The organism is Mesorhizobium sp., assembly GCF_004962925.1.
Classification (GTDB): domain Bacteria; phylum Pseudomonadota; class Alphaproteobacteria; order Rhizobiales; family Rhizobiaceae; genus Mesorhizobium.
The window spans coordinates 1-17,597 of record NZ_SUEO01000024.1 but is presented as its reverse complement, the minus strand read 5'-3'; the positions used below and the strand labels follow the sequence as shown (position 1 = coordinate 17,597).

General features: G+C 63.3%; 18 protein-coding genes and 2 pseudogenes. 11 read left to right on the top strand and 9 right to left on the bottom strand.

Features of this window, described 5'->3' with window-relative positions; all coding sequences use genetic code 11:
• Positions 1-78 precede the first annotated feature (78 nt).
• The 3 genes and pseudogenes from E5W87_RS07980 to E5W87_RS36035 form a co-directional block, all read left to right on the top strand.
• Positions 79-750 carry a GntR family transcriptional regulator gene (locus E5W87_RS07980; RefSeq protein WP_292395641.1) on the top strand — a complete coding sequence of 224 codons (672 nt, stop codon included), beginning with the start codon at positions 79-81 and terminating at the stop codon, positions 748-750.
• 295 nt (positions 751-1,045) lie between these two features.
• The gene (locus E5W87_RS07975; RefSeq protein ID WP_292395639.1) at positions 1,046-1,633 is read left to right on the top strand and encodes a sulfocyanin-like copper-binding protein; all 588 of its coding nucleotides are present in this window, start codon (positions 1,046-1,048) and stop codon (positions 1,631-1,633) included.
• A gap of 40 nt (positions 1,634-1,673) precedes the next feature.
• Positions 1,674-1,724, top strand: a pseudogene (locus E5W87_RS36035) (hypothetical protein); the annotation flags it as partial.
• Between the two features lie 24 nt (positions 1,725-1,748).
• On the opposite strand, the gene E5W87_RS07970 reads toward E5W87_RS36035, so the two are convergent.
• Positions 1,749-2,027 (bottom strand): hypothetical protein, encoded by a 279-nt coding sequence (locus E5W87_RS07970; RefSeq protein ID WP_292395703.1) that lies wholly within the window; start codon positions 2,025-2,027, stop codon positions 1,749-1,751.
• Between the two features lie 25 nt (positions 2,028-2,052).
• On the opposite strand from E5W87_RS07970, the gene E5W87_RS07965 reads away from it, so the two are divergent.
• Positions 2,053-3,264 carry an acyl-CoA dehydrogenase family protein gene (locus tag E5W87_RS07965; RefSeq protein ID WP_292395637.1) on the top strand — a complete coding sequence of 404 codons (1,212 nt, stop codon included), beginning with the start codon at positions 2,053-2,055 and terminating at the stop codon, positions 3,262-3,264.
• A 31-nt stretch (positions 3,265-3,295) separates the two neighbouring features.
• The gene (locus E5W87_RS07960) at positions 3,296-4,333 is read left to right on the top strand and encodes a phosphotransferase family protein (RefSeq protein ID WP_292395635.1); all 1,038 of its coding nucleotides are present in this window, start codon (positions 3,296-3,298) and stop codon (positions 4,331-4,333) included.
• A gap of 43 nt (positions 4,334-4,376) precedes the next feature.
• Here E5W87_RS07960 and E5W87_RS07955 read toward each other — a convergent pair whose 3' ends face one another.
• The 6 genes from E5W87_RS07955 to E5W87_RS07930 all read right to left on the bottom strand — a co-directional run bounded on the left by E5W87_RS07955 (position 4,377) and on the right by E5W87_RS07930 (position 11,800).
• Entirely contained in the window at positions 4,377-4,871 is a 495-nt protein-coding gene (locus E5W87_RS07955) for a sarcosine oxidase subunit gamma (RefSeq protein ID WP_292395633.1), read from the bottom strand.
• A complete protein-coding gene (locus E5W87_RS07950; RefSeq protein WP_292395631.1) occupies positions 4,864-7,812 on the bottom strand; it encodes a sarcosine oxidase subunit alpha family protein in 2,949 nt (982 codons plus the stop codon). Before E5W87_RS07950 ends, E5W87_RS07955 begins: the two co-directional genes overlap by 8 nt.
• Positions 7,809-8,105, bottom strand: coding sequence for a sarcosine oxidase subunit delta (locus tag E5W87_RS07945; protein WP_292395629.1), 297 nt, complete (start codon positions 8,103-8,105; stop codon positions 7,809-7,811). Before E5W87_RS07945 ends, E5W87_RS07950 begins: the two co-directional genes overlap by 4 nt.
• 13 nt (positions 8,106-8,118) lie before the next feature.
• Complete coding sequence (locus tag E5W87_RS07940) at positions 8,119-9,375, bottom strand: sarcosine oxidase subunit beta family protein (RefSeq protein ID WP_292395627.1); 1,257 nt, start codon at positions 9,373-9,375, stop codon at positions 8,119-8,121.
• Positions 9,376-9,385: 10 nt separating this feature from the next.
• The gene (locus tag E5W87_RS07935; RefSeq protein ID WP_292395625.1) at positions 9,386-10,534 is read right to left on the bottom strand and encodes a Xaa-Pro peptidase family protein; all 1,149 of its coding nucleotides are present in this window, start codon (positions 10,532-10,534) and stop codon (positions 9,386-9,388) included.
• A gap of 75 nt (positions 10,535-10,609) precedes the next feature.
• The gene (locus E5W87_RS07930) at positions 10,610-11,800 is read right to left on the bottom strand and encodes a M24 family metallopeptidase (protein ID WP_292395623.1); all 1,191 of its coding nucleotides are present in this window, start codon (positions 11,798-11,800) and stop codon (positions 10,610-10,612) included.
• Between the two features lie 216 nt (positions 11,801-12,016).
• On the opposite strand from E5W87_RS07930, the gene ehuB reads away from it, so the two are divergent.
• Genes ehuB through E5W87_RS07905 form a run of 5 tightly spaced genes read left to right on the top strand, consistent with a single transcriptional unit; the run spans position 12,017 to position 15,819 of the window.
• Entirely contained in the window at positions 12,017-12,886 is an 870-nt protein-coding gene (gene ehuB, locus E5W87_RS07925; protein ID WP_292395621.1) for an ectoine/hydroxyectoine ABC transporter substrate-binding protein EhuB, read from the top strand.
• Between the two features lie 53 nt (positions 12,887-12,939).
• A complete protein-coding gene (gene ehuC, locus E5W87_RS07920) occupies positions 12,940-13,668 on the top strand; it encodes an ectoine/hydroxyectoine ABC transporter permease subunit EhuC (RefSeq protein WP_292395619.1) in 729 nt (242 codons plus the stop codon).
• Complete coding sequence (ehuD, locus tag E5W87_RS07915; protein WP_292395617.1) at positions 13,665-14,324, top strand: ectoine/hydroxyectoine ABC transporter permease subunit EhuD; 660 nt, start codon at positions 13,665-13,667, stop codon at positions 14,322-14,324. Before ehuC ends, ehuD begins: the two co-directional genes overlap by 4 nt.
• A complete protein-coding gene (gene ehuA, locus E5W87_RS07910; protein WP_292395615.1) occupies positions 14,321-15,100 on the top strand; it encodes an ectoine/hydroxyectoine ABC transporter ATP-binding protein EhuA in 780 nt (259 codons plus the stop codon). The genes ehuD and ehuA overlap by 4 nt, the downstream gene beginning before the upstream one ends.
• The gene (locus tag E5W87_RS07905) at positions 15,097-15,819 is read left to right on the top strand and encodes a GntR family transcriptional regulator (protein WP_292395613.1); all 723 of its coding nucleotides are present in this window, start codon (positions 15,097-15,099) and stop codon (positions 15,817-15,819) included. The genes ehuA and E5W87_RS07905 overlap by 4 nt, the downstream gene beginning before the upstream one ends.
• Positions 15,820-15,869: 50 nt before the next feature.
• Here the strand turns inward: E5W87_RS07905 and E5W87_RS07900 are convergent, their stop codons facing one another.
• Both E5W87_RS07900 and E5W87_RS07895 read right to left on the bottom strand, forming a co-directional pair.
• Positions 15,870-16,145 carry a hypothetical protein gene (locus tag E5W87_RS07900; protein ID WP_292395699.1) on the bottom strand — a complete coding sequence of 92 codons (276 nt, stop codon included), beginning with the start codon at positions 16,143-16,145 and terminating at the stop codon, positions 15,870-15,872.
• Between the two features lie 37 nt (positions 16,146-16,182).
• Positions 16,183-16,953, bottom strand: coding sequence for a DUF899 domain-containing protein (locus tag E5W87_RS07895; RefSeq protein ID WP_292395611.1), 771 nt, complete (start codon positions 16,951-16,953; stop codon positions 16,183-16,185).
• Between the two features lie 124 nt (positions 16,954-17,077).
• On the opposite strand from E5W87_RS07895, the pseudogene E5W87_RS07890 reads away from it, so the two are divergent.
• Positions 17,078-17,597, top strand: a pseudogene (locus E5W87_RS07890) (helix-turn-helix domain-containing protein); the annotation flags it as partial.

Below are 17,597 nucleotides of genomic sequence, written 5' to 3'. Positions count from 1 at the left end.
TACCATACTATTGAAGACCAAATCCCTTGTCAACGGATCGTCGAATCTGTTTGTTTGCGGATGGTGGGAGTAGATGAATTGGCCAACGACACACTCAGGATCGAACGATCCGCCAAGACGCTCAGAACACTGGCGCTGGAGCGCATGCGCGACGCGATCATGGGGTTTCACTTCCAACCCGGCGAAAGGTTGGTCGAACGGCCGCTTTGCGACCAGCTCGGCGTCAGCCGCTCGGTGGTGCGCGAAGTTCTGCGGCAGTTGGAGACCGAGGGCCTGATCCAGATGATACCGGGCCACGGACCTGCCGTGGCCCGGCCAGATCTCAGCCGCACCGACGAGATTTATGAATTGCGCGCTCTGATGGAGGGCATCGCGGCGCGCGCCTGCGCACTCACGGCGACGCAGGACCAGATCGCCGCGCTTGAGCGCGCATTGGATGTGCTGCTCACGGCGTGGGCCTCAGCCAATCCGATCGAGGTGATGCGGGCGACGACAAAATTCTATGAAGTGCTTTTCGATGCCGCCGACAAGCGCATCGCCTGGGAAATCGTCCAGGGTCTGAACGTCCGCATCAACCAATTGCGTTCCATGACCATCGCTTCGGTCAATCGTCGCGACGCCGCAATTGCCGAAATGACCGACATCATGAACGCGATCAAGTCGCACAACGGCGACGACGCCGAAGCCGCGGCCCGGCGGCATGTGGAGCAGGCTTGGCGAATTGCACAACAGACCCTTCGCGATAGCTGAAGTCGAAACGACCACAACGCCTCGAAATTTTTCACTCGGCGGCTGCAGGTCTTCACATTAAGGAATCGCCCGTCGCCTTAGCATTGACGCACTGCAGGCAACTCCAACGCGCATCCCTACTCGACGATATCGCAGCGATGGCGTTATTTCTGGCTGCTGACGATAAGCGCACTCTGGGTTTGCTGGTGTGGATGCTATTTCGAGCGTATTCTCTTCCTTAGGGAGTAAGCCAGGTCGACCTCGATTGCGGTCGCTTGCGCTCGGCCGCCTCGCTCGGGAGGAGCCTCTGATTGCGATGGTGCGCTTTGCCCACCTTGCCCTTCTCTCCTTCGCCTTGGGATTGTTGCCTGGAATTGCACGGGCTGGGGAGCCTTTCGTCCCGAGCTGGATCAAGAACGATCCCGCAACCAAGACAGTGGCGATAGAGATTGTTGCCGATTGGAACCAGGTCGAGCGCTACCGCAGGGACAACATCCGGACCGACATCATCGACTTCAACGGTTACTGGGGCGGCAATCTTACCATCATCGTGCCAGCAGAATGGTCGGTAAAGATCGAGTTCATCAATGGCTCCTCGTCTTTCCGGCACAGCCTGATGGTGACCAGGGTCTATGCTCAGTCAGAGATGCCAGTGAAGTTGACGGCTGAGGATGCGATCTGGGGGGTGTACACCGATCCGCCAGAGGGAATCAAAACCAATGAGAGGAGGCAACTCAACTTTGTTGTGCAGCAGGCCGGGAGCTATTTCCTCGCCTGTGCGAGGCAAACGCACCTGATGGACGGACACTGGATCGGTTTCGAGGTGAGAGACAGTATCGAGCAGGCCGTGGCAATCATAGACGAAAACAAGTTTCCGCAGGAGCAGCCCCCAGGGCGCCCTTAGGGGCTATGCGAGCAAGCGCGGCCGCTTCTTCGCCGGGTCGATGTACACGATGGAAGAGGGACCGTCCGGCGGCCTCTACCGGCTCGATCCGGATTTCTCCGTCACCAGGATCGATTCAGGCATCATCTGTTCCAATGGCCCTTGCTGGAGTCTGTACGTGACCTCGATGGCAAAACCGCCGTTGCCGCGATTCCCCGACGATGGCGTTCTGCGCGGCAGCCTGTTCGCAATAACCGGCCTTGGAATCAAAGGCGTTGCGGAACCACGCTTCGCCGGATGACGGCGGCTGCAAAAGGGGATAAAGGCGAATAGAGAAAACGAACGCTCGCTCGATTTCTAGACGTCGACCCAATGCTTTTCGGCGATCTCGTCCATAGAGGTCGATGGCGGCCACCTCGTTTCATCGCTGTGAGTTTTCCATGAATTTCGACATTCCCGCCCGCACCGAAGACTACCGCGTCCGCATTGCCGACTTCGTCGAGCGTGAGATCCTGCCGCTCGAGGCCGACAAAATGTCCTATGACGCGCACGGAAATATCGCCTTGCCGCTGCTGGAGGCGCTTCGGGCCAAGGCGCGGATGGCGGGCCTGTGGTGCCTGCAACTCAAGCCCGAAACCGGCGGCGCCGGTCTCGGCAAGATCGACATGGCGGTCTGCTACGAGGAGATGAACCGATCGATCTTCGGACCCGTGGTGTTCAATTCGGCAGCGCCCGACGATGGCAACATGATGGTTCTGGAGGCGCTCGGCACGCCAGCGCAGAAGGAAAAATGGCTGAAGCCGATTGTCGAGGGCAAGGTGCGCTCGGCCTTTGCCATGACCGAACCGCACCCCGGCGGCGGCTCGGACCCTTCGATGATTATGACGCGTGCGAAGCGGAGCGGCGACAAATATGTGGTGACCGGCCGCAAATGGTTCATCACCGGCGCGGAGGAGGCCAGCCATTTCATTCTGATCGCGCGAACCTCGGACGATCCGCGCCATGGTCTGTCGGCCCTGATGTTCCACAAGGACCAGCCGGGCTGGCGCATCATGCGCCGCATCGAGATCATGGGCCCGGAGGAGCATGGCGGGCATTGCGAGCTGGAGTTCGATGGGCTCGAAATCCCTGTCGAAGACATGCTGGCCGGCGAGGGAAGGGGCATGAAGGTGACGCAGGTGCGGCTCGGGCCGGCGCGGCTTACCCACTGCATGCGCTGGCTCGGACTGTCCAAGCGCTGCGTTGAGATCGCGCGCGCCTACGCTGCCGAGCGCCACGGTTTCGGCCAGCGTCTCGCCGACCGCGAAAGCGTCCAGATGAAGCTCGGCGACCTCGCCATGCGCATCGAGATCGGCCGCATCCTGGTGATGAAGGCTGCGTGGGAACTGGACCGCGGCGGCTTTGCCCGCAAGGAAGTGTCGATGGCCAAGGTCCAGGTCGCCAATGTGCTGCATGACGCGGCCGATGTGGCGATCCAGATCAATGGTGCGCGGGGCTATTCCAAGGAAACGGTGCTCGAATGGATCTACCGCTATGCTCGCCAGGCGCGGCTGGTCGACGGTGCCGATGAGGTCCACAAGATGGTGCTGAATCGTTTCCTCAACGAGGAAGAGAAGGGCTTCTGGCGCTGGAACGTCGAAGGCGAGGCATAAGGAACGCTCGGTGGCGTCTCCGGAGGAAAAGATGGCGCAGCCGTTGAATGCGGATTTCGATCCTGCGGCGTTAAAGGGCTTTCTCGCGAACCGCTTCGGTGATGCCGCAATGACGCTCGAGCGGATCGGCGGCGGACAGTCCAATCCCACGTACTTCGTCGACTATGGTGCGCATCGCATGGTGCTGCGCAAGAAGCCGGCCGGGCCGATCCTGCGCGGGGCGCATGCCGTCGATCGCGAATTCCGCGTGCTTGAAGCGCTCGCGCCGACCGATGTGCCGGTGCCCGGGCCGGTGCTCTATCACGACGGCGTCGAGCCGCTCGGCACGCCCTTCTACCTGATGGAGCGGCTGGATGGTCGCGTCTTCCACGACTGTTCGCTGCCCGGCCTTTCGCCCGCGCAGCGACGCGGCATCTATTTCGGCATGGCCGAAGCGATGGCCAAATTGCATGCTGTCCGTCCCGACAAGGTCGGCCTCGGCGACTACGGCCGGCCAGGCGACTATTTCGAGCGCCAGATTGGCCGCTGGACCAAGCAGCTCAGGGAATCTCCGAGTGACAGAATTCCGGCACTCGAAGCGGTCGCCGACTGGCTGCCGCGGCATATGCCCGCGGATGATGGGCGCGTGTCGATCGCCCATGGCGACTTCCGCCTCGGAAATCTGCTGTTCCATCCCGGGAAGCCGGAGGTGATCGGCATTCTCGATTGGGAACTGTCGACGGTCGGCCATCCGCTCGCCGATCTCGGCTTTTGCTCGATGACCTGGCATTCGACCCCGGACGAATATGGCGGCATCCTCGGGCTTGATCATGCTGCACTCGGCATCCCCAGCCAGCGCGAATTTCTCGACCATTATTTCGCGCATGCCGTACCCACTGCGCCCTTGGAACGCTTCCACCTGGTTTTTTCGCTGTTCCGTTTCGCGGTGATCTTCGTCGGCATCGCCGACCGGGCGCGGGCAGGCAGTGCGGCGTCGGCCGATGCTGCCAGCAAGTGGCCTCTCGCCGGCCGCCTTGCCGTACGTGCTCAAGAGATCATCCAAGGGGCAAGACCGTGGAGCGCCGCCTGAGGGGAGCGTTCGCGCTCGGGTCCTTTCCCTACCCGCGGCGGCGTCAATTCAATCCGGCAATCCAGTCCGAGAGGCTTCGCGAAAAACTTCGCGGCACGATGAGTTCGCACGCGGTCTCGCCGGTGCGCAGGAAAAGCACAGGCACATGATGCAAGGACGTCAGCACGGCGCGGCCCGGTGCGGCCGCCGGCGCGCGCCAGTCTACGGCGATGCATTTGGAGAGAACGCGTGCAATGTCAGCTCCGATCATTCTGAAACGCATGCGACCCTCGTCGAGAGAAACTGAACAGCCGAGATCCGGGTCGACGGCAAGCGCAGGTGCTTGCGCGCCGTCGTCGAGAGCCAGCCAGAGACGGCGAGGTGCGACGCGGATGACGAGGAGACCTTTGTGGTGAACCGTCTCTCCGACCGAGCCGGGAAGGTTGGTGCCGAGCGACGCCGAGAGGCTCGATTCGAATTGCCCCAGCGTCCGATCCCAGGCCTCGACCTGGATAAGCGGATAATCGGCCACGGAAAGACTGAAATCCGGGCTAGCCATGCAGTCGCTCCCCCTGCGGATCGAGGAATACCGGCGAGACGACGCGGGCACGCACCGTTTCGGCCTTCATCGGATAGACCGCCACGATCTCGCTTCCCTCGGTAGCGACATCGCCGGCAAGCAAGGCCAGCCCGACATAGTGACCGCGTTCAGGGCTGAAGGTGACGGAGGTCACGCGCCCGCGCCCGTGGCCGTACGGTTTCTCGCCCGGCAAGAACAGGATGGCGCCACCGCGCAGGCGTTTTCCCTCCTCGATGCATTCCAGCCCGACCAGGCGCTGCCGGTCTGGCGCCTGGAAGGCGGGGCGCCGTCGCAGAACCTCGCCGACGAAGCCGGTACGCTTGCCGGCCATGCGGCCGAGGCCGAGATCGTCGAGCGTCGTGCGCCCATCGATTTCAGCTCCGGCGACATGGCCCTTTTCGACGCGCAGCGCGCCGAGCGCCTCGACGCCATAAGGCTTCAGGTCGAAAGGCCTGCCTGCTTCGAGCAGGCGGCTCCAAAGCTGTTCACCGGCAGTTGCGCCGACATAGATCTCGTAGGCGCGCTCGCCGGAGTAACTGAGACGCAGGATGCGGAGCGCACGGCCCTCCCATTCGCTTTCGAGCAGCCCCATATGCGGGAGCGCGTCGTCAGAAACGTCGAGCGCAGGGAACATCGCAGCAAGAATTGCGCGGCTTTTCGGTCCGGCAACCGACATCGCCGCCCATTCGTCGCTCACCGAAGTCAAGGCTACGCGCAAATCCGGCCAGGCCGTATCGAGCAGGAATTCGAGCCGCGACAGCACGTCGGCGGCCTTGGCGGTCGAGGTGGTCATGAAGAACCGATTCTCGGCCAGCCGCGTCGTGGTGCCGTCGTCGAAGACGATGCCGTCGTCGCGCAGCATGACGCCGTAGCGGGCACGGCCAACTGGCAGTTTGGCAAAGCCGTTGGCGTAGACGCGATCCAGGAAAATCGCAGCATCCGGGCCTTGGACGTCGATTTTGCCGAGCGTGGAGATGTCCATCAGACCCGCGGCCTGGCGCACATTCTGCATTTCGGCGACATAGGCTTCGTTCACGTCGCGACCGGATTGCCTGTAGAAATAGGGCCGCATCCAGAGCCCGACCTCCAGCATCTCGGCGCCGTTCGCCCTGTGCCAGTCGTGCATCGGCGTGCGGCGGATCGGCTTGAAATGATGGCCAATGGCGCGTCCGGCAAGCGCACCGATGGCAACCGGCGTGTAGGGCGGGCGAAAGGTCGTGGCGCCGGTCTCGGGGATCGTTGCGTTGCGCAGGGTGGCCATCGCGGCAAGCGCCGGAAAATTGCTGGTCTTGCCCTGGTCGGTACCCATGCCGAGCGTGGTGTAGCGCTTCAGGTGCTCGACCGATTCATAGCCCTCGCGATGGGCGAGCTCGATATCCCCGGTTGTCACGTCCATCTGGAAATCGACGAAGGCCTTTCCACGTCCAGCGGACAGGACCTCGCGAAGCGGGGCCGCGGCGGTCTCGCCAAGATCGAGTTTCGTTGGAGTGGGCGCCGGTGCCGACTTGCCGCAGAACGATGCCGCCTCGGTGCCGGCGCGATGACCGTTCTCGATGGCGTCAGTGGTCGAATAAGTTCCCATCATCGAGCCGGCGCCGAACCGGTCCGCCGGAAACGCGCCCGGCACGAAGCCGCCGATGTCGTCGCGATATTGAGGTTTGACGCCGAGGTGCGATGTGAGATGCACGGTTGGCGACCAGCCGCCGGACACGCAGACGAGGTCGCAGGCCGTTTCGGATTGGCCGTCCGGTCCAATGAGCGTTGCATGGCTGACGGCATGGCCGCCGCGCAGGTCGACGATTCGCGTTGCGGCCCGCACCACCACGCCGAGCCGTGCGGCTTCTGCGGCAAGTGCGGCGGGCGGCGCTGCGCGCAGATCGGCAACCGTCACCTCCGCGCCGGCATCGGCAAGGTCGAAGGCGGCGCGCCAGGCGCCGTCATTGCAGGTGGCGACGATGATTTTTTTGCCGGGCAGAACGGCGAATCGGTTGAGATAGGTCCGGGCGGCCGAGGCAAGCATGACGCCGGGCCGGTCGTTGTTCGAGAATACCATTGGCCGGTCGATGGCTCCGGTGGCGAAAACGATCGAGCGGGCGCGAAGTATGGTCAATGTCTGCCGTGCCTCGCCGGCCGGATTGGTTGGGTCGCGTTGCTCGACCAGTCCTATGACATTGCCGTCATAGGTGCCGAAAGCGGTTGTCCGCTTCATCAGGGTGACGGTTTCGAAGCTCTCCAGCTCGGCCTCGGCCTGTCTCAACCATGCGGCCGCTGCGCTGTCGGACGGTTCCGCAAGAAGCTGACCGCCAAGCAGGAAATCCTGCTCGATTAGCGCGACCTGCGCGCCGGCCGCTGCGGCAGCACGCGCCGCCGACAATCCCGCCGGGCCGCCGCCGATGATCGCGACATCGGCAAACGCGTGACGAACGTCGTAGCCGTCGGGATCAGGGTCGGTGCCGGCTCTGCCCAGCCCAGCCGCCTTGCGGATGAAGTGTTCGTAGAACATCCAGGCACGCCGCGTCGGACCCATGAAGGTCTTGTAGTAGAAGCCGGCGGAAAGGAACGGCGCGAGTAAGCCATTGACGCTTTGCACGTCAAAGGCAAGCGATGGCCAGCGGTTCTGGCTTTCCACGACCATGCCGTCGGCAAGTTCCAGCGTCGTCGCCGGCAGGTTCGGCTGGCGCCTGCCTGCGATTCCGAGCGTAACCAGCGCATTCGGCTCCTCGGGTCCGGCGGAAAAAATGCCGCGCGGACGATGATATTTGAAGCTGCGCCCGACCAGGATGATGCCGTTGGCGAGCAGCGCGGACGCGAGCGTGTCGCCGCGATATCCAGCCAGCTTCCGGCCGTCGAAGATAAACTCGAGTGGCTGCTCGCGGTCGATACGGCCACCCATCGACAGCCGCTTGTGGTTCGAACTCATGCCGGTGGGTTCCTGGCTGGGGATTTCCTGGCCGATGATTTTCTGGCGAGATCGACGGATGCGATGGCGTGATTGCGCGTGTCGCGTTCGACCACCAGCCATTGCCGGCAACCGGTCACGTGCTGCCAGAATTCGCGGTGCAGGCCCGCCGGATTTGTCCTGATATAAACATAACGGTACCAGGCCTCCGGATCGGGATCGTCGTGGGCCGGACGCGCGACGGAAGCATCGCCGCCATAGCGGAACTCGTCATGATCGCGCAGACCGCAGCAGGGGCATTCGATGCGCAGCATTTTGTTCCGCCTCCTATTGCAGCCATGCGGAGGGGCCGGCGCCGGCCTCATCGAGCGTGTGGCCGGTGCGGAAACGATCGAGCCCGTAGGCTGCGATCAAGGGATGCGGCTTGCCGGTGGCGATCGTGTGGGCGAAGCACCAGCCGGAAGCCGGCGTCGCCTTGAAGCCGCCATAGCACCAGCCGCCGTTGAGGTAGAGGCCCTCGATCGGCGTCGGGCAGATGATCGGGCTGGCATCGGGCGTCATGTCCATGACGCCGCCCCAATGGCGCAGCAGGCGGACGCGCGAAATGCATGGCATCAGCGCAATCGCCGCCTCCGCCACTTCGCGCACGACGCCGAGATTGCCGCGCTGGGCGTAGGAATTGTAGCCGTCGAGATTGCCGCCGAAGACCAGCCCGCCCTTGTCCGACTGGCTGACGTAGAAATGGTCGGCGCCATAGGCGACGACTTGGTCTACCAACGGCTTCAGCGGTTCGGTGACAAAGGCCTGCAGGACGTGGCTTTCGATCGGCAGTTCAAGGCCGGCCTTGGCGCCGAGCACGGATGTGTGACCGGCAACAGCGAGCCCGACCTTGCCGGCGCCGATCCGGCCTTTCGTCGTTTCGACGCCGACGATCCTATCGCCGTCGCGGAGGAAGTCGGTCACCTCGCAATTCTGGATGATGTCGACGCCATGGCCGTCGGCGGCGCGGGCATAGCCCCAGGCAACGGCGTCGTGGCGCGCCGTGCCCGCCCGGCCCTGGAAGATGGCGCCATGGATCGGGAAGCGAGCCGTGTCGGAAAAATCGAGATAGGGCACGAGATGGCGCACGTCTTCGCGATCGAGGATATCGGCATCGATGCCGTTCAGCCGCATGATGTTGGCGCGGTGGCTGAAGCCGTCGAGCTGATCGGCCGAATGCGCCGTGACGAGCTGGCCGCGCTGCGAGAACATGACGTTGAAGTTCAGCGCCCGCGACATGCCCTCCCAGAGCTTCATCGAGAATTCGTAGAACTGGGTGTTGCCGTCGAGCAGGTAGTTGGAGCGGATGACGGTGGTGTTGCGGCCGACATTGCCGCCGCCGATATAGCCCTTTTCGAGCACCGCGACGTTGCGGATGCCGTGGTTCTCGGCGAGGTAGAAGGCGGTAGCGAGGCCGTGCCCGCCGCCGCCGATGACGATCACGTCGTAGGACGGTTTTGGCTCTGCTGCCCGCCAGGCGCGCTGCCAGTTCTTTTGGCCAGACAGCGCGTTGCGGAAAATCGAAAATGCCGAGTAGCGCGCCATGTGTGCGGGCCTATCGAACGATCGGGTCGGCCGGCGTGCGGGTAAGCACTTCGGCGCCCGCATCGGTCAGGAGTACGGTGTTGGAGACGAAGTCATCGCCGCGACCGGTGCCCATCAGCCACGACAGGATGTGGAAGCTCATCCCGGTCTCGATCTCGAGATCGGAATCGTGCCTCAAGCCCGTCACCGAATTGCCGCCGGTCCATGATGGCGGCTGACCGGCGCCGACCAGGTAGCCGCAGTGATGGCGGCGATAGTGGGAAAGACCGGCATCGTCGGCGACGGCTTGCCAGGCGGCGTAGACGTCGCGCGCCTTGGCGCCGGGTCGCAGCGCCTCGACGACCGCGTTGAACGCCTTGGCGGTAACCTCCGCCATCGCGGCGTCTTCGTCGCTGATATGGCCGATGCGAACGAGCCGGCCGAGCGGCGCGTGATAGCGCGAGATGCAGCCGGACAGTTCGACGAAGACCGGCTCGCCCTTGCGGTAGATCCCGTCACCCCAGGTCGTGTGCTCTTCGCCCAGGCGCGCGGCCGGGCGGATGAACGGTCCGAACCCCGGAGCATGACCGCCGGCGCGGATCATTGCTGAAACGCATTGGGCGGCGACCTCCTGTTCGGAGGCGCCGTCCGAGATCGCCGCGATCGCGGCGCCGGCGGCGACGTCAGTCACTTGCGCCGCCTGCCGCATCAGCGACTGTTCCTCGGCGCTCTTCACCCGCCGCATCTTGTCGACCAGACCGGAGACATCGCTCCATCTGGCATTGGCCTGCGACTGGAGTGCGACGGCAAGCCCATGGCTGAGGCCAGCCGTCCAGTATTCGAGGCCGATCTGCTTGCCGGACAGGCTGAGTTCCGCAAGCACCCGCGCGGCAAGGTCGGCCGCCGTTTCGCTGTCGGAATGGCCGCGGAATTCCGCTGCCGTCACCTGCTTCTCGATCGTCACCTTTTCCATCGAGCGGGTGACCAGGACAGGTTTTCCCTGGAGCGGGACGATCAGCAGGTGAGGGGCAAAATATCCCCAGTGATCGAGGCCGGTGAGGTAGAAGACGTTCTCCGGCGAAGCAAACACCGCCGCGTCGAGCTCGCGCTCGGCCAGTGCCGTGCGCACCCTGACAAGGCGGCCTGCGATTTCGGCTTCGGAAAACGGATTACGGTCCATCAGGCGCCCTCATGCTGGTTGCCGGTTTCGTTACCGGCATGATCTTTCGTCCGTTCCGGCTTTCCGTCCTCATGGTCAATCGATGACGATGAGTTCGCGCGCCACGTCGCAGAGGCGTTCGCCGCCGCGATCCGTGACGACGAAGGATTCCGAGATGGCGATGCCGAAATCGTCGAGCCAAACGCCGGCCATGAAATGGAAGCACATCCCGGGCTGCATCTCGGTGGTGTCGCCGGGGCGAAGACTTGCGGTGCGTTCGCCCCAATCGGGCGGGTAGGCGAGCCCGACCGGATAGCCGACGCGGCTTTCCTTCTTCAGCCCGTTCCTCCGCAGGACTGCCTGCCAGGCGGCTTCCACCTCTTCGGCGGTGTAGCCGGGGCGCGCCTTCTCAAGGCCGGCGTCGACGCCCTCGACGATCGCCTTGGCCATGTCGAGGATGGCTTGCGGCGGCTTGCCGAAATGCACGGTCCGCGTCAGCGCCGCATGATAGCGCCGCCGCACCCCGGCGATCTCCAGAATGGCGAGGCCGCTGTCCGGCAGCGGCGCGTCGGACCAGGTCAGGTGCGGCGTGCTGGTGCCCTCGCCGACGGGCATCAGCGGACAGATCGCGGCATAGTCGCCACCTGCTCCAGGCACGCCCATGATCTGCGCGTGATAGATTTCGGCTATGACGTGGTTCTGCGGCACGCCAGGCCGCATTTTTTCGACGGCGCGGTTCATGGCATGCGTGCAGATCGCGCCGGCCTCGCGGATCAGCACCAGCTCGGCTTCGGATTTGACCAGCCGCGCCCAGTTGACGAGATCGTGGTTGTTGGCGAAGTGCGCGTCAGGCAGGCCCTGGACGAGATGGGCGTGGCAGCGCGCGGTGTAATAATGCGCGTCCATCTCGACGCCGATGCGGGCCTTTCCCCAGCCACGCGAACGGATCAGCTGAGCGAGTTCGTCATACGGGTGTTCGACGGGCTGCTGCACCAGCCGTTCCGAGAACGGCACGATGTTTTTCTCCGGCAGGCCGGTGGTCAGGCGTGCGCTCCTGGCGTCCTGCGCCCTGCCGAACCAGCTCGGCCGGTCCTCCTCCAGATGGACGAGCACGCACTGCGGAACGTAGAACGACCATCCGTCATAGCCGGTCAGCCAGCACATGTTGGCGGGATCCTGACAGACGATGAGGTCGAAGCCGGCCTTCTCCATGCGTGTCTTCACGCCGGCCAGGCGCTGCGCATATTCCGCTTGCGTGAATGTCCCGAAACCGCTCGCGCTCGCCACCGAAATCCTGCCTTTATGGATGCGCTGGGCCTAAATTGTGCACAACTAGGCAACAATTTGCCGTGCAACTACGAATTCCAGCGGAATATCAAAGGTTTTTACATCCTAGCTTGCAGAATGTCTAGGCTAGTTGTATACGTCTAATCAAGCGGGTGTCGATCTCGAAGAAGGCCGCATCCCGGGAACCGTTCATCAGTTGTTCAATGGGAGAAAAGCATGTTCAAATCATCGATATCGCGCCGCATGGTCGTCAAAGCGGCTGCCTGCATCGCGCTCGCCGCGACATCATTGACGTCACTGCCCGCTCATGCGGAAACCACCCTCGAACGGGCCAAGAAGGAAGGCTACATCCGCGTCGGCTTCGCCAACGAGGCGCCGTTCGGTTACGCCACGCCCGACGGCAAGCTGACCGGCGAAGCCCCTGAAGTCGCCAAGGCGGTGCTCGCTAAGTTGGGCATCTCGCAGGTCGATGGCGTGCTGACCGAATTCGGCTCGCTCATTCCGGGTCTCAAGGCCGGCCGCTTCGACATCATCGCAGCCGGCATGTTCATCACTCCGAAGCGCTGCGCCGAGATCAACTACTCCGAGCCTTCCTACGGCATCGGCGAGGCTTTGTTGGTGGCAAAAGGCAACCCGAAAGGCTTGAAGGACTTTTCCAGCATCAAGGACAACCCGGATCTTAAGCTTGCCGTGATGGCCGGCGCCGTCGAAGGCGGCTTCGCCAAGGACGCGGGCGTTGCCGATGGGCAGATCGTCTCCTTGCCTGACCAGTCCAGCTTGGTCGCCGCCGTTCAGGCGGGCCGCGCCGACGCTGCCGCGCTGACCGCCCTTTCGATCGCCGACATGGCCAAGAAGGCCGACGGCGTCGAATCGACCAAGCCGTTCGGCGAGGTTGCCGGCAAGTCGGTGAAGGGCCATGGCGGCTTCGGTTTCCGCAAGGAAGATACCGATCTGCTGGAGGCGTTCAACGCCGAGTTGAAGACGTTCCTCGGTTCGCCGGAGCATATCGCGCTGGTCGAGCCGCTCGGCTTCGGCAAGGACTATCTACCCAACAAGACCACCGCGGAGCTTTGCGCGGGCAAATAGGTTCCCAACTGCTGGCGGCGCGAAAGCGCCGCCCTTTTTTCTAGGGGAATCGCATGGGAATCCGTACGCTTGTCACCCTGCTGGTCGTCGCGCTTGGCGTGATCGCCGTCCTGGCAACGCAGGAAGCCTATAGCCTGTTCATGCCGGGGCTGCTGCAAGGCGCGGTCCTGACGGTCGAGATCGCCGTTCTCGGCAGCCTGCTGGCAATTGTCATGGGCGTGCTTGCAGCACTGGCAAGGATGTACGGCCCGGCGCCGCTCAGATGGCTGGCCACGGTCTATGTCGAGATATTCCGCGGCACCTCGGCGTTGGTGCAATTATTCTGGCTGTTTTTCGTCCTGCCGCAATTTGGTGTCACGCTCAACGCATTTCTGGTTGCTGTTCTGGCGCTCGGCCTGAACGTTGGTGCCTACGGATCGGAAGTCGTGCGCGGCGCGATCCAGTCCGTCGCCCGCGGACAGTGGGAGGCGTCTACTGCATTGAACATGAGCCGCCCCCAGATGCTGCGCCGGATCATACTGCCACAGGCTTTCGTCGCCATGATCCCGCCCTGGGGCAATCTGCTCATCGAGCTTTTGAAATCGACGGCGCTGGTCTCGCTGATCACGCTTTCGGACCTCGCCTTCAAAGCGCAGCAGATGAACCAGAACACGTTCAAGACCATTCCGATCTTCACCCTCGTCCTGCTGATGTATCTGGCAATGTCGCTGGTTCTCACCATCGGCATGCGGCTTCTCGAAAGGCGGGCGTCGCTCGGACTGGCGCGGGGGCGGGCAGCATGATCTGGGATTGGGCATTTGCTTTTGAAATTCTGCCGGTGCTCGCCCGCGCCGCCATCGTCTCCATCGAGGCGACGCTGATCGGCTTTGCGCTTGCCGCCTCGCTTGGCCTGGTGCTGGCGGTCGTCCGCATTGCCGTCCCTTGGACCGGCTGGACGATTTCGGTGCTGGTCGAGTTGATCCGTTCGACCCCGCTGCTGATCCAGATATTCTTTCTCTATTTCGTCTTTCCGAAATTCGGTGTCGTGCTCGACGCCTTCACCGCCGGGGTGCTTGCCATCGGTATCCACTATGCTGCCTATTGTTCCGAGGTCTATCGCGCCGGTTTCGACAACATCCATCGCGGCCAGTGGGAAGCCTCGATCGCGCTCAATCTGTCGTCCTGGACGACATTTCGCGACATCATCATCCCGCAGGCGATTCCGCCGATCGTTCCGGCGCTCGGCAACTATCTGGTTGCCTTGTTCAAGGAGACGCCATTGCTTTCCGCGATCGCCGTGCTGGAGCTGATGCAGACGGCCAAGATCATTGGTTCCGAAACTTTCCGCTACACCGAGCCGACGACGCTGGTCGGCCTATTCTTCCTTGCCATGAGCCTTGTTTCTGCCGCGCTCATCCGCTCCCTCGAACGACTGCTCAACCGGAGGACCATGCGATGACGGAACAACCGATGGTCCGCTTCGACAATGTCTCGAAACGCTACGGCGCGCTGACCGTGCTCGACGGGCTCAATCTGGAAATAGCACACGGCGAGAAGGTCTCTATTATCGGCCCGTCCGGTTCCGGCAAGACCACGGTGTTGCGCATGCTGATGACGCTGGAGACGATCAACGACGGCGTCATCTGGGTCGAAGGCCAGCCACTCACGCATATGGAGAGGAACGGCAAGCTGGTGCCGGCCGATCTCGCACACATCCGCAAGATCCGCGCCAAGATCGGCATGGTGTTCCAATCCTTCAACCTGTTCCCGCACATGACGGCGATGCAGAACTGCATCGAGGCCCCGATAACCGTGCTCGGCATGAAGCGGGCCGATGCCGAGGCGCGCGCGGCCGATCTGCTCGACATGGTCGGCTTGTCGGAGAAGAAAGACCACTATCCCTCGCAGCTCTCCGGCGGTCAGCAGCAGCGCGTCGCCATCGCCCGCGCTTGCGCCATGCGGCCCAAGATCATGCTGTTCGACGAAGTGACATCGGCACTCGACCCGGAACTCGTCGGCGAAGTGCTTGAAGTCATCCGAAAACTCGGTAGGGAACATGACCTGACCATGCTGATGGTCACCCACCAGATGGGGTTTGCCAAGGAGTTCTCCGATCGCGTCTGCTTTTTCCATGCCGGTAAGATCTGTGAACAAGGACCGCCAAACGAACTGTTCGGCGCCCCCAAGAACGAGCGGACGCGGCAGTTCCTGCACGCTGTCCTGGAGGCTGGATGACGCTTGAGACAGATGCCACGCCCGTAACCGTAAACGCCGCGCCGCCGCGCCCGCTCTCGGCGCGGGAGCGGTTCGAGCGTATCTACCGAATACTGCGCGATCGCATCTGCCTGCTCGACTACGCGCCGGGTAGCCGTCTCTCCGAGGAAGAACTTGCCCAGGAATTCCAGATCAGCCGCACGCCGGTTCGGCGTGTCCTGGCGCGCCTCGAATCCGAGGGTCTGGTTCAATCCGTCCATGGCGTCGGCACGATCGTCACCGACGTCGACATCGAGGAATTGCAACAGGTCTATCATTTGCGCCTGGAGCTGGCGCTCCTCGTCGGCAAGCTTTCGCCGATCCCGCGCACGGCGGACGACCTCGACCGAATTCGGGCGCTCATCGCGCGCTGCGATTCCGATGTGCTCAATCCCGACCAGCGCGCTTTCCTGCGCCTCAACATGGATTTTTTCTACGAGCTCACGGCGATGACCGGCAACCAGCCGCTGCGCGAGATCAGCGAGCGCCTGTATTTTCAGGTCGCGCGCGTCGTCCTGAAGATGATGCCGCAGTTGGGCCTTGTGGAGGAATTCACGGCGTTTCGCCGCGAAATGGAAGAGGTCCTTGCCGCCGCCGAGATCGGCGACTGGGAGTCCATCGGGCACATAAGGCGAGCTCACATCTCAATGAGCTTTCGCCGCATGATGCGTCATGCAGGCGAGGCCAACATCGCCACGTAGGGCTAGGCGAGGTCGCGCGCCGGTTACCGTTTGATCCAGCGAACGCCGGATCACGGCCGGCGGGCAGCGCTTCGTCGGCTGGCAAGCAGCTTTAGCCAAGGCGCCAAATGGAAGGCGCTCATGAGCGAGTACATCATGGCCATTCCGCTCAGCGGCGACGCATCTTCCGCAGCCGAGCAGATCATGTCCGCATCACCGGTAACGGCCGTCAGCAGCGCCATGATTGCGAAGGTTGGCGCAGCCGCGAGAGACAGCCAGTCGGCCGCGCCGCGGGCGGCGACTTTGTCGCTTGGGAAACAGGCAGATCCGCTGCCCACGGGCGGCATCTCCTGCGTATGGTTGGAGTGGGGTGTCATCGAGACGTCAGCCCTGGCCGTTTTCGTCGTGGCGCCGCCACCAGACGCCCTTCTCGTTACGGCCTCGAGGCGCGCGGTCGAGCCACTGATACATGCCCCAGAGGCCGTCCAATCCGCGCGCATAGGTGGAATAGGCGTGGTAGACGACGCCGTCCTCGAGCACGAATGTGCTCATGCCCGGCCTCTCGCGCGTGTATGTGGCCATGTCCGTTCCGCTCATCGCAGCGAACGTCGTGGAGCCGTCGGCAGTCGTGCGCGAGGGTATCGCGGCGAGAGGCGCCTCGCGCACATAGTTGTATTCGATACCCTCCTCGCGCTGCTGCTCCTCGGTGAACGAGACGTCGAAGTCGAAATTGAAGTCGCTGCCGTGTGAGGACGCCCAGGGGAACGTCCATCCCATCCGCCGCTTGTACGCCTGCAGCTTTGCGAGCGGTGCCCGCGATATCGCCGAAAGCGTGACGTCGTGGTTGGCCAGGTGGACGACGAAGCCGTCGAACCCGTCCGCGATTGCCGAGCAGGCCGGACACCCCGCCGTGTAATCGGGCCCGAACATGAAATGATAGACGAGGAGCTGCGAGCGTCCTTGGAAGAGGTCTGCCAGTGACGCGCTCCCTTCATCGGTCTCGAATCGGTAATCCTTGTCGATCCGGACCCACGGCAGCTCTTGTCGCTTCTGTGCCAGCCCATCGCTTTGTCGCGTGAGCTCTTTCTCCGCCTCGAGCAGATCAAGCCGCGCTGCCAGCCACTGCTCACGTGTTCCGGTCGTGTGTGTCGGCATCGTTCTTCTCCTCTGTATCCTGCGTCGTTCGCACCGTTTTCCATGCGGCGCGCTGGCTGTTGGTCTTGAGATAGATTACGACCGGATATCGAATGGTGAGAGTTACAAGTGTGACGGGATTCCGATGGACTCGCTGATCACCGCTGCGGCGCGCGCCCTCGCGACGGGTGATCCCCTTGGCGCTTTGAAGAGGGTTGCCCTGCGTGACGATGCGCCTGCGCTTGCGCTGCGCGGCATCGCGATGGCGCAGCTCGGCGATTTCGTTCGAGCAAAGGCTCTCCTCAAAAGTGCTGCGCGCGCCTTCGGTCCGAAAGAGGCCGTGGCCCGGGCGAGGTGCGTCGTCGCCGAAGCCGAGATCGCACTCGTTTCGCGCGACCTCGGCTGGCCGGCAAAGGCACTCGACGCCGCGCGGTCGACGCTTGAAAAGCACGGCGACCACGTCAATGCCGCGCATGCGCTCAATCTCGAGGTCCGGCGCCTGCTCCTGATCGGACGGCTCGACGAGGCCGAGCGCAGGCTCACCGGGTTCGACCCCACACCGCTCCCGCCCGCGTCGAGGGCCGCCCACGAGATGGTGGTTGCGGGGATCGCGATCCGACGCCTCCGGACCAAAGCGGCGCGCGCTGCGCTGGCTCGCGCCGAGC

Excerpts from the sequence above, each read along its gene's own strand:
- E5W87_RS07975 (WP_292395639.1), top strand. The coding sequence starts at position 1,046 with ATGGTGCGCTTTGCCCACCTTGCCCTTCTCTCCTTCGCCTTGGGATTG.
- E5W87_RS07965 (WP_292395637.1), top strand. The coding sequence starts at position 2,053 with ATGAATTTCGACATTCCCGCCCGCACCGAAGACTACCGCGTCCGCATT.
- E5W87_RS07960 (WP_292395635.1), top strand. The coding sequence starts at position 3,296 with ATGGCGCAGCCGTTGAATGCGGATTTCGATCCTGCGGCGTTAAAGGGC.
- E5W87_RS07955 (WP_292395633.1), bottom strand. The coding sequence starts at position 4,871 with ATGGCTAGCCCGGATTTCAGTCTTTCCGTGGCCGATTATCCGCTTATC.
- E5W87_RS07950 (WP_292395631.1), bottom strand. The coding sequence starts at position 7,812 with ATGAGTTCGAACCACAAGCGGCTGTCGATGGGTGGCCGTATCGACCGC.
- E5W87_RS07945 (WP_292395629.1), bottom strand. The coding sequence starts at position 8,105 with ATGCTGCGCATCGAATGCCCCTGCTGCGGTCTGCGCGATCATGACGAG.
- E5W87_RS07940 (WP_292395627.1), bottom strand. The coding sequence starts at position 9,375 with ATGGCGCGCTACTCGGCATTTTCGATTTTCCGCAACGCGCTGTCTGGC.
- E5W87_RS07935 (WP_292395625.1), bottom strand. The coding sequence starts at position 10,534 with ATGGACCGTAATCCGTTTTCCGAAGCCGAAATCGCAGGCCGCCTTGTC.
- ehuB (WP_292395621.1), top strand. The coding sequence starts at position 12,017 with ATGTTCAAATCATCGATATCGCGCCGCATGGTCGTCAAAGCGGCTGCC.
- ehuC (WP_292395619.1), top strand. The coding sequence starts at position 12,940 with ATGGGAATCCGTACGCTTGTCACCCTGCTGGTCGTCGCGCTTGGCGTG.
- ehuD (WP_292395617.1), top strand. The coding sequence starts at position 13,665 with ATGATCTGGGATTGGGCATTTGCTTTTGAAATTCTGCCGGTGCTCGCC.
- ehuA (WP_292395615.1), top strand. The coding sequence starts at position 14,321 with ATGACGGAACAACCGATGGTCCGCTTCGACAATGTCTCGAAACGCTAC.
- E5W87_RS07905 (WP_292395613.1), top strand. The coding sequence starts at position 15,097 with ATGACGCTTGAGACAGATGCCACGCCCGTAACCGTAAACGCCGCGCCG.
- E5W87_RS07900 (WP_292395699.1), bottom strand. The coding sequence starts at position 16,145 with ATGCCGCCCGTGGGCAGCGGATCTGCCTGTTTCCCAAGCGACAAAGTC.
- E5W87_RS07895 (WP_292395611.1), bottom strand. The coding sequence starts at position 16,953 with ATGCCGACACACACGACCGGAACACGTGAGCAGTGGCTGGCAGCGCGG.